General features: G+C 42.3%; 10 protein-coding genes. 3 read left to right on the plus strand and 7 right to left on the minus strand.

Translation table 11 applies throughout. The features are described 5' to 3' along the window. Positions 1 to 26 precede the first annotated feature (26 nt). The 3 genes from ACFE90_RS32085 to ACFE90_RS32095 form a co-directional block, all read right to left on the minus strand. Positions 27 to 356: an MgPME-cyclase complex family protein gene (locus ACFE90_RS32085; protein WP_375506364.1), complete on the minus strand. Its 330-nt coding sequence runs from the start codon at positions 354 to 356 to the stop codon at positions 27 to 29. A 66-nt stretch (positions 357 to 422) separates the two neighbouring features. Then, positions 423 to 1142: a SnoaL-like polyketide cyclase gene (locus ACFE90_RS32090; protein ID WP_375506365.1), complete on the minus strand. Its 720-nt coding sequence runs from the start codon at positions 1140 to 1142 to the stop codon at positions 423 to 425. Positions 1143 to 1314: 172 nt separating this feature from the next. Next, positions 1315 to 2034 (minus strand): pyridoxine 5'-phosphate synthase, encoded by a 720-nt coding sequence (locus ACFE90_RS32095; RefSeq protein ID WP_375506366.1) that lies wholly within the window; start codon positions 2032 to 2034, stop codon positions 1315 to 1317. A gap of 374 nt (positions 2035 to 2408) precedes the next feature. On the opposite strand from ACFE90_RS32095, the gene ACFE90_RS32100 reads away from it, so the two are divergent. Together ACFE90_RS32100 and rdgB are read left to right on the plus strand one after the other, a co-directional pair. Continuing rightward, on the plus strand, positions 2409 to 3845 hold the full coding sequence (locus ACFE90_RS32100; RefSeq protein ID WP_375506367.1) for a phosphoglucomutase/phosphomannomutase family protein: 1437 nt from the start codon (positions 2409 to 2411) through the stop codon (positions 3843 to 3845). 86 nt (positions 3846 to 3931) lie between these two features. Beyond that, complete coding sequence (rdgB, locus tag ACFE90_RS32105; protein ID WP_375506368.1) at positions 3932 to 4510, plus strand: RdgB/HAM1 family non-canonical purine NTP pyrophosphatase; 579 nt, start codon at positions 3932 to 3934, stop codon at positions 4508 to 4510. A gap of 102 nt (positions 4511 to 4612) precedes the next feature. On the opposite strand, the gene ACFE90_RS32110 is transcribed toward rdgB, so the two are convergent. From ACFE90_RS32110 to ACFE90_RS32125, 4 genes are all read right to left on the minus strand, one after another. Beyond that, entirely contained in the window at positions 4613 to 4951 is a 339-nt protein-coding gene (locus ACFE90_RS32110; RefSeq protein ID WP_012410794.1) for a P-II family nitrogen regulator, read from the minus strand. Between the two features lie 358 nt (positions 4952 to 5309). Then, positions 5310 to 5918 (minus strand): hypothetical protein, encoded by a 609-nt coding sequence (locus ACFE90_RS32115; protein ID WP_375506369.1) that lies wholly within the window; start codon positions 5916 to 5918, stop codon positions 5310 to 5312. A 210-nt stretch (positions 5919 to 6128) separates the two neighbouring features. Beyond that, the gene (gene thiD / locus ACFE90_RS32120; RefSeq protein WP_375506370.1) at positions 6129 to 6950 is read right to left on the minus strand and encodes a bifunctional hydroxymethylpyrimidine kinase/phosphomethylpyrimidine kinase; all 822 of its coding nucleotides are present in this window, start codon (positions 6948 to 6950) and stop codon (positions 6129 to 6131) included. A gap of 38 nt (positions 6951 to 6988) precedes the next feature. Then, complete coding sequence (locus ACFE90_RS32125; RefSeq protein WP_375506371.1) at positions 6989 to 7168, minus strand: hypothetical protein; 180 nt, start codon at positions 7166 to 7168, stop codon at positions 6989 to 6991. 616 nt (positions 7169 to 7784) lie between these two features. Here ACFE90_RS32125 and ACFE90_RS32130 point away from each other — a divergent pair. Then, a partial coding sequence (locus ACFE90_RS32130; RefSeq protein WP_375506372.1) for a right-handed parallel beta-helix repeat-containing protein occupies positions 7785 to 9181 on the plus strand: 1397 nt, incomplete at its 3' end.

A 9181-nucleotide genomic window follows, 5' to 3' on the forward strand; every position in this document is an offset into this window, starting at 1 on the left:
AATGCCCCATGCCCCATGCCCCATACCTAAGAGACGGCAGCCAACGATGCCAATGCATCTGGAATCGTCTCAGAAGGAGCCTGGAATTTACCAGTACTAACGTATTCTAAACGCAGTTTTAACCAAGTAATAAATTGGGGATTAGTAGAAATAATTGCTACTGCTGGTTGAGGACACTTCGCCTTTAGCTCTGTAAACTGCGGTGTTTCCAAAAAAGCTGGTTGCGGAACTAACCAAAAATCTATTTGTTTTTCTTGTTCGTGGTAGTGACGAGTGCGCTCTTTGAGAACTTCGTGTGTCGGTTCTTCTTCGAGAAGAAATTTTTGACTGGCTAAAACGTAATAATATGTTTGCATTTTCATCCTTATGGTTGCTATGTGAATAATTTAAGGGCACAGTGCTGCACTCTGTACCCCTAAAAACTAACTCTTGTGCAATTTCTTGAACCAAGAACTGAACGGACAAGCACTTCCCTGCTTTTGGGCATTTATCTGTTTGCCACCAGATGTTAGCTTTTCCAAGAACAAATTATTGTCGAAGTAGTGTTCCAAGGAAATAACCTTCAAGTCATCGGTAACTTTTGCAATGCTCATGCCGATAATTTCTACTGTCTCTCCAGTAGGTGCATGGCCTTTGTATTCTCCTTTAAAATGTCCCCAATGCCGCCATTTGAATGTGACATTTGGTGGCCCTGAGAAAACTTCCAGCACTTCCCAAGGAAATCCTTGGGGAAATGTTGTATGGAAGACTTTTGCGGATGATTCAAAGCTTTCTTCAGAAGCCTTGTAGTGTTCTGAATCAGCCATAAATAAATTGTAAGTACCTTGGGCTGATACATCTGCTGCTGTGTACTCGACTCCGCCATTGGTACTTACACGAAACTTGTCATTCACAATAGATAACCACTCTTGCGGGTTAGCCTTAAAGGATACCTCCATCTCGAAGGTTCGCACCAAGTTTTGCACGATCGCTTCCAGTGTACCTTCAAGGTGATTATAGGTACTTTCTTGAGCGAGATTCTCTTTAGAACGGGAATAATCAGGCGGTGTCTGATAACGCCACTCGACATCAGTGCTTTCTGCTATTACCTTATCTCTATCCTGTACCCAAAGCGGAAGGTTATTAGACTGTGTAGGGCTCATAGAAGTTTTTGCTGAAGGTTTGCTCTCAATTTCTAGATTTCGCAGTAGACAACCCCTCTTTTAAGATACGGGAGTGGGGAGTGGGGGCAGGAGGCAGGGGGCAGGGGAAGCAGAGGAGAATATTTATTTATCAATGCCCAATGCCCATTCCCTATTCCCCATTCCCTATTCCCTACTCCCTCTTAATAGCTTGTTTCATCTCGCGGACTGCCCTTTCCATACCTACTAATGCTGCCCGACTGATGATGGTATGACCAATGTTCAGTTCTTCCATACCTGGAAGCCCTGCTACTGGATAGACGTTCCAGTAGGTGAGTCCATGACCAGCGTTGACTCGCAATCCAGCTTGAATCGCTTGTTCACACCCCTTACCTAATATGGCTAATTCTCGCTGGCGATTTGTCTCATCTTTAGCCTCAGCATATTGTCCGGTGTGCAATTCAATAAATCGCGCCTGCACCTTGACAGATGCTTCGATTTGTGCATACTCGGCGTCAATAAATAAACTAACCGGAATGTTAGCGCTTTGCAATTTATCGACTATCTCACCTATTCTAGCAATTTGCCCGATAATATCTAATCCGCCTTCTGTTGTGACTTCTTCGCGCTTTTCAGGGACTAAAGTTACATAATCTGGTTTGATATCGAGAGCGATCGCTAGCATTTCATCTGTAGCGGCCATTTCTAAATTAAGATGCGATCGCACTGTTTGCCGTAACAATAGCACATCCCTATCTTGGATATGCCGCCGATCTTCCCGTAGATGCACCGTAATTCCATCTGCACCCCCTAATTCTGCCAGCACCGCCGCCGCCACAGGGTCAGGTTCTACTGTCCGCCGTGCTTGCCGGATGGTGGCGATGTGGTCAATGTTAACGCCAAGTGTAGGCACCCCAAATTTCTCCCAAATCCACAGTCCTCAGAATTTGATTTTACCGGAAATACTGGTCTTGCATAGCGAAGTAGTCAACATAATTCATTATTTGGTCAAAGCAAAGACTAAATATAGCAGAAGGCACAGGAGTGAAATTATGCTCTGCGTTGGCAAAGTATCAAAGACTCATTAATGGAGTTTTAATAGGACTTAAACACGACTTAAAATAATGTCTGCAACAGTATAATTCCGGGACAATCACACTTCTAGAATGCACAAATTTGCCCAATTTACTGTTAAATATTATTAGTACATATTATTACTAGATTCTTTTTTTACTTTGTACACTGTATAAATGCTAGAATCCTCAAGTAGACAGTTAGGATACTTAGATGCCAGTTGTAGCTAACTCAATCAAGTTTGGTACAGACGGCTGGCGGGGCATTATTGGTGACGAGTTCACCTTTGAACGCCTAGCCCTGGTCGCGCCAGTTGCCGCAAAAGTATTATATGATACATATTTTTCTACGGTGGGTAGCCGGACAATAATTGTCGGTTATGATCGCCGATTTATGGCCGAAGATTTTGCTCGTGCTGTTGCTGATACTGTCACCTCTGTCGGATTTGATGTGCTATTGAGCGAAAACTTTGCCCCAACCCCAGCTTATAGTTGGGCAGCAAAACAACTCAATGCTTTAGGGGCGCTGGTCATTACAGCTAGCCATAATCCTGGCATATATTTGGGATTAAAAGTTAAGGGTTGTTTTGGTGGGTCAGTGCCGCCAGAAGTCACAAAAGAGATCGAAACGCAGTTGTCGGTTGGAGTAGCATTAGCAGCTACTCCAGGGAAGCAAGAGAAATTTGATCCTTGGCCCAGTTATACCCAAGCATTAGAAGGTAAAGTTGATATTGCCAAAATTCGAGAAGCGATCGCCTCTGGCAAATTGACATTATTTGCCGATGTTATGCATGGCGCGGCGGCTGGCGGATTGGCGAGACTACTAGGCAATCAGGTCAAAGAAATCAACTCAGAACGCGATCCCCTCTTTGGTGGTGGTGCGCCGGAACCCTTGCCTAAATACCTTTCAAAGTTATTTGAAGTCATCAAAACTCACCAAGAAACAGATAAATCAGGTTTAACTGTAGGGTTGGTATTTGATGGGGACTGCGATCGCATTGCGGCTGTAGATGGGGAAGCCAACTTCCTAAGTTCCCAAGTATTAATCCCGATATTAATCGACCATTTAACCCTGCGGCGCGGCTTTAAGGGTGAAATAGTCAAAACTGTTAGTGGTTCCGACTTAATGCCTTTGGTGGCAGCACTACATAACCTGTCGGTATTTGAAACAGCAGTTGGTTATAAATACATCGCTGACAGAATGTTAGCAGCAAAAGTTTTGCTGGGCGGCGAAGAGTCAGGAGGAATTGGCTATGGCAGCCATATACCCGAACGCGATGCACTGCTGTCAGCATTATACGTCCTAGAGGCGATTGTAGAATCTGGTTTGGATTTAGGTGAGTATTACCGCTACTTGCAGAAACAAACAGGGTTTATTTCAGCTTACGATCGCATTGATTTACCCTTAGCAAGTATGGAAGTGCGATCGCGTCTTTTGCAACAACTGCAAACCCAACCCTTAACAGAAATCGCCGGGTTAGCAGTGATTGATTGCCAGACAATTGACGGCTACAAGTATCGCCTCGCTGATAGAAGCTGGTTAATGATTCGGTTTAGCGGTACTGAGCCAGTTTTACGCCTTTACTGCGAAGCCCCAACAATTGAGCAAGTGCATCAAACTCTTGCTTGGGCGAAACACTGGGCAGAGTAAAATTAATTATTAGTCATTAGTCATGAGTCCTTTGTCCTTGGTAAATGATCAATGACTAATGACCAATGACCAATGACCAATGACTAATGACCAAATTACTCGTAGTAGCTACAGGAAATCCAGGTAAGTTGCGGGAAATGCAAGCTTATCTGGAAAATTCTGGTTGGGAATTAACCCTCAAACCTGAAGATTTGGAAATCGAAGAGACAGGCGAAACCTTTGCCGCCAACGCTTGTCTAAAAGCATCACAAATTGCTAAAGCTACAGGAAACTGGGCAATTGCTGATGATTCGGGCTTGCAAGTAGATGCTTTAAATGGCGCACCAGGGGTATATTCTGCGCGTTACGCCAAAACCGACTCAGAACGCATTGCTAGGCTATTGAGGGAATTAGACAACGAGGTAAATCGACAAGCTCAATTTGTTTGTGCAGTAGCGATCGCTCGTCCTGATGGTGCGATCATATTAGAATCTGAAGGTATTTGTCGCGGCGAAATTATCCATGCACCGCGTGGTGATGGTGGTTTCGGCTACGATCCAATTTTTTATGTGCAAGAGTTGCAATTGACCTTTGCTGAGATGACACGGGATCTGAAAGGGTCAATTAGCCATAGAGGCAAGGCTTTTACAGCTTTACTTCCGCAGCTAGAGAGAATTAAGAGTTAGGAATTGGGAGTTTAGATTTATGAATTTTACTAAATCTTCACTCATTTAGTCTTGACTCACAAATCATAACTCTTAACTCATAACTCTTAACTCATAACTTTTTTAAACTGCTTCTGTGTTCTTTTCGCCGGTGCGAATCCGAATCACTTGCTCAACAGGCGAGATGAAAATTTTACCATCGCCGATTTCACCAGTGCGGGCAGCAGCAATAATTTTGTCTACCACCATATCAACTTGATTGTCATCAACGACGATTTCCACTTTGAGTTTTTGCAGAAACTCAACTGTGTACTCAGAACCACGATACCGTTCAGTTTGGCCTTTCTGCCGTCCGAATCCCCGGACTTCAGAAACAGTCATGCCGACAATACCAGCATTAACCAAGGCAATTTTTACCTCATCTAGCTTAAATGGGCGGATAATAGCTTCTACTTTTTTCATCTTTTTGACTCCTGACTTCTACTAGCTTCGTTTATATATCTAACCAGATCCTTTGTCTGAAGCTGTAACTAGCAGTGCTTTTCCTAAAATATATGTAATAATTACCACTTTTTTAAAGTGTAGATGCTTTGCTTGAGGGTTTGGGACATGAAAAGCAGCAAGGATTTATTAATTAGATAATCTTTAAGGTTGTAACATAAAGAAGTTGCTGTCAATTTAGCATTTTATGTAGCTTTTATAACCTAAAAATAAATAAATTCCGCCATTGAGCAGATATGCTCAGATATTTTAGAGAATGATTGCAGAGAAATTGCTCGGTAGCTCGAAAGCTTGGTGCTGATGACTGTAGGAGTGTCAACTAACGTTTCTGATGTTCAAACAAGGGACGCACAACGAAATATCCAGCACTAAAGGCAGTAAGCATGATTAACAATATGGTGATAATTAACCACAAGCCATTGAGTTCCTTAGCATCTGGCTCAGTAGTGGGATAATAACTTACTTGTTGCTCTTCTATATAAACTGGTTGTGGTATCGGAAAATTCATTTCCATTACAGGTGTAGAAAAGTCTTGGCGGCGGCTTTTTTTGGGTGGTGTTTTGGGAGTAACGGGTGGATGCGAACGAGAAACCTGCTGAGGTGGACCCGCTTGTGTTACTGGCACTTTAGTGGCATTTTTAATATCATTAGAAGCTTGGGGAACTTCGTGATAACCAGGGGCAGTATGGGAATCCACAAACTTTTGCAAATGAGAAAAAGACTCAACAACTTTGGTAATTTCTTGGCGTAATAGTTGATTTTCTTGTGCTAATTGCTGATTTTTGGTGGTAAGTGCATGTAGCTTCGCTTGTGTTGCTTGCAACTCTGTTGATAATTCCCTATATACAGAAAGTGGTACAGAGGGAGGGGAGGCTTGAGTAGTCGGTGTTGGCGAATTCCTGTGAACTGAACCTATGGTTGTTCGCATCGGGGACTGGTATTAAAAATCAAAGTAAGTAGGTCGTACAGAGATGCTAACAAAGATAGTCAGCCCTGAAACTATGCCCAAGAATAATAGAAAAATGCCGAAAGAGCAAAGATTTATTATTGGGGCATTGGGAATTGGGAAGAGGCAAAGAAGCTGGGAGCAGGGGGAAAATTCCTCTCCTCTGCTTCTTCCCCGCTTCCCTTGATAAGGTTAATTTCGTAACAATGGGAAGAAATGTCCTACAGGGCCTTGCCCTTCGCCAATATCTAGGGCGTAAGTGAGTGCGGTAGTCACATACTTCTTTGCCTCTTGCACTGCCTGCCACAAGCCTTGTCCCTTGGCCAGATTAGCAGCGATCGCAGCCGATAGTGTACAACCGGTACCGTGGGTATTTTTTGTCTCTACCTGCTGGGAAGTCAAAACTTCCAACTTGTCCCCATCAAACCAGATATCAACACCACGTAAATCTCCCTGCATACCTCCGCCCTTGACTAAAACAGCCTTCGTCCGTAAAGTCTTGTAAATAATTTCAGCAGCAGCTTGCATATCCTCCAAAGAATTAATTTGTAAACCGCTTAAAATCTGGGCTTCGTAGCGATTCGGCGTGATCATAAGCGCCTTGGGAATCAGGGCATGGCATAGAGTCTTCACAGCATCATCGTCAATCAATTGTGCCCCTGTACGTGAAACCATTACCGGATCAACTACTAAATTATTGATTTGTAAAGCTTCCACCTGCTGGGCAACAGCAAAAATAATTTCCTGATTAAGCAACATTCCCGTTTTGGCAGCTTGTACGCCAATATCCTCAACTACTGCCTGAATTTGCGCCACAACAGCCTCTGTTGGCATGGCATCAACCCTTTTCACTCCTAAAGTGTTTTGTGCCGTGATGCAGGTTATAGCGCTAGTACCGTGGACACAGTGAAAAGCAAAGGTACGTAAATCAGCTTGAATTCCTGCACCGCCACCGCTATCTGAACCAGCAATAGTCAAAGCAACGGGTATTCTGGAGTTTATTTCAGTGTTCATATTATGAAGATTAAGTAAGTTGGCACCATCAAACCAAACTATCTCAAAGATTGATGAACTAGACCAAAACCTTCTTCTTTCCAGCCTCCTTTGTGATCGCAACCACAAAGATTTACGATAACCTGACTTAAAAGTGCTGTTAGGGGTAGCGGGGCGTTTAGTAAAGAAGGCATCGCTTCTTTAAAAATTTTTAGAGAAACTTCATCAAAACCTTGCACAAAGCGCTCTCCACTCCTATATCACTCTGGAAATTAACAGCACTTCACCACGACATCTCCATAAAAATTTTGTCTTTGTTGTAAAAAAAATAACTATATTCAGAATATTTACTGATTTTGATCTGCTAAATGAAGGTTAGTTTTAATACATAAGTTCACAAGGCTCAGTTACACCGCTTACAACAAGTTCGACCAAGTTGTTACATTAGTTCCCTTAAGTTAAGGGGTAAACCTACTAAAGTTTCAACCAATTCAATTTTGACCACTCAATAAAACGCAGAGATGACAGGAAACGTCTTTGGCTTTGCGCTGCCTTGTCTGCGTGCAAATTGTCCGATTACCCTCAATAAAACACTGACGATTGACGGTATCGACATCCCTATTTTAACCATCAACGGTTAATCGGATAAAAATTTTCATTTTTATAACAGTTTTTCTACAAAAAACGCGATTTCTTTTTTGCGATCGCCACCGGAAAGGGCGGGTACGCCATCGCACAACTGCGACTGCCTTGAAAAGTACAGATAAATCATCCATTCAAATAACTACTTAGCAACATAGTTTATTGCTGAGAACTTACTAACAATTCCACTTATAAACATTCGGAGTTAATCTTATGGCTGGCAACACATACTACGTTTCTGGAACAGGCAGTGATAAAAATGATGGTTTGGACGAAAAATCTGCATTTCGCACCCTCCAAAAAGCTGGGGACTTGGTGAAGGCAGGTGATACCGTCTACGTCATGAATGGTACTTACACAAATATTTATTCTGATATCCTGAGTATTTCAGATAAGCACGGTACTGCTAAGGCGCCGATTACATTTACTGCTTATCCTGGACACACACCTGTTTTAGAAGCACACACAAACAATTGGAATGCTATCTCCATTACAGGGTCTTCTTATGTAGTCATTAATGGGCTGACGCTGGTAGGATCGCGAGATGAAACTACATTACAATATGCGCTCGAACATAAAGACAAGCCCGAGCCAGCAACATCTGGGAACGGTATTAACGTTACATATATCGATGACGACGAACATCAGCGTTCACATCACATCACAATTAGCAATAACAACGTTTCTAAGTTTCCAGGAGGCGGGATTGTAACAGCAGAAGTAGACTACATTATAGTAAAAAACAATGTGGTTTCTGGAAATGCTTGGTACTCACCTCATGGAAACCAAGGAATTACAATGCTTCACCTTTGGAATTCCGATAACAACGTAACAGATTACAAAGTAATTATTGAAGGCAACACCTCTTTTGATAATAAACAATTAGTTCCTTGGGTGAATGCAGGAAAAGTAACAGAGGGTCATGGAATAATGCTTGACACTTCTTATATTGATAATGTTGCATACCAGGGCAAAGCCTTAATCAGTAATAACTTAGTTTACAACAATGGTGGCGCAGGTATTCAGATTTTCAAAGGAGAAAACCCTGTAGACATTGTGAATAATACAACTTACCAAAATTCACAAGAAATCTCAGACGGAGAAATTTTCCTTAACAGGGCTAACAATGTTCAGGTTTATAATAATATTATGTATGCAAGTGACGGAGAATCTGCCACTTCTATTGTTAGTTCTAGTAATACTTCATTTAACAATAACCTTGCTTACAACGGAGATTTTAAAGGCACAGGATCAGGAAATGTTTTAAACAAAGACCCATTGTTTGTTAATGCAGCGAATCATGACTTTAGGCTTAAACCTGGAAGTCCTGCGATCGATGCTGGTTCGAATGCCTTCAATAGCATTACTAAGATTGTTCCTCTAGATGGCGATGGCAATGGCAGTGTATTGACTGATATTGGTGCATACGAAGCCCCCACCAATAAGACTCCTACCCCCGAAATTGAAGTTCTCGATGGCACAGTTGACATTGCAGATAACAGCACTACACCTATTAACTTTGGCGAGGTCGTTGTTGGTAGTACCGTAACTAAAACTTTCACTATTAAGAACACAGGTATAGCTACACTCAACCTGAGTAATCTCAAACT

The sequence above is a fragment of the uncultured Nostoc sp. genome (assembly GCF_964245445.1).
Taxonomy (GTDB): domain Bacteria; phylum Cyanobacteriota; class Cyanobacteriia; order Cyanobacteriales; family Nostocaceae; genus Nostoc.

What these genes read in the sequence shown, in the direction of transcription:
- ACFE90_RS32085 (WP_375506364.1), bottom strand. Translation starts at nt 356, where the DNA reads ATGCAAACATATTATTACGTTTTAGCCAGTCAAAAATTTCTTCTCGAA.
- ACFE90_RS32090 (WP_375506365.1), bottom strand. Translation starts at nt 1,142, where the DNA reads ATGAGCCCTACACAGTCTAATAACCTTCCGCTTTGGGTACAGGATAGA.
- ACFE90_RS32100 (WP_375506367.1), top strand. Translation starts at nt 2,409, where the DNA reads ATGCCAGTTGTAGCTAACTCAATCAAGTTTGGTACAGACGGCTGGCGG.
- rdgB (WP_375506368.1), top strand. Translation starts at nt 3,932, where the DNA reads ATGACCAAATTACTCGTAGTAGCTACAGGAAATCCAGGTAAGTTGCGG.
- ACFE90_RS32110 (WP_012410794.1), bottom strand. Translation starts at nt 4,951, where the DNA reads ATGAAAAAAGTAGAAGCTATTATCCGCCCATTTAAGCTAGATGAGGTA.
- ACFE90_RS32115 (WP_375506369.1), bottom strand. Translation starts at nt 5,918, where the DNA reads ATGCGAACAACCATAGGTTCAGTTCACAGGAATTCGCCAACACCGACT.
- thiD (WP_375506370.1), bottom strand. Translation starts at nt 6,950, where the DNA reads ATGAACACTGAAATAAACTCCAGAATACCCGTTGCTTTGACTATTGCT.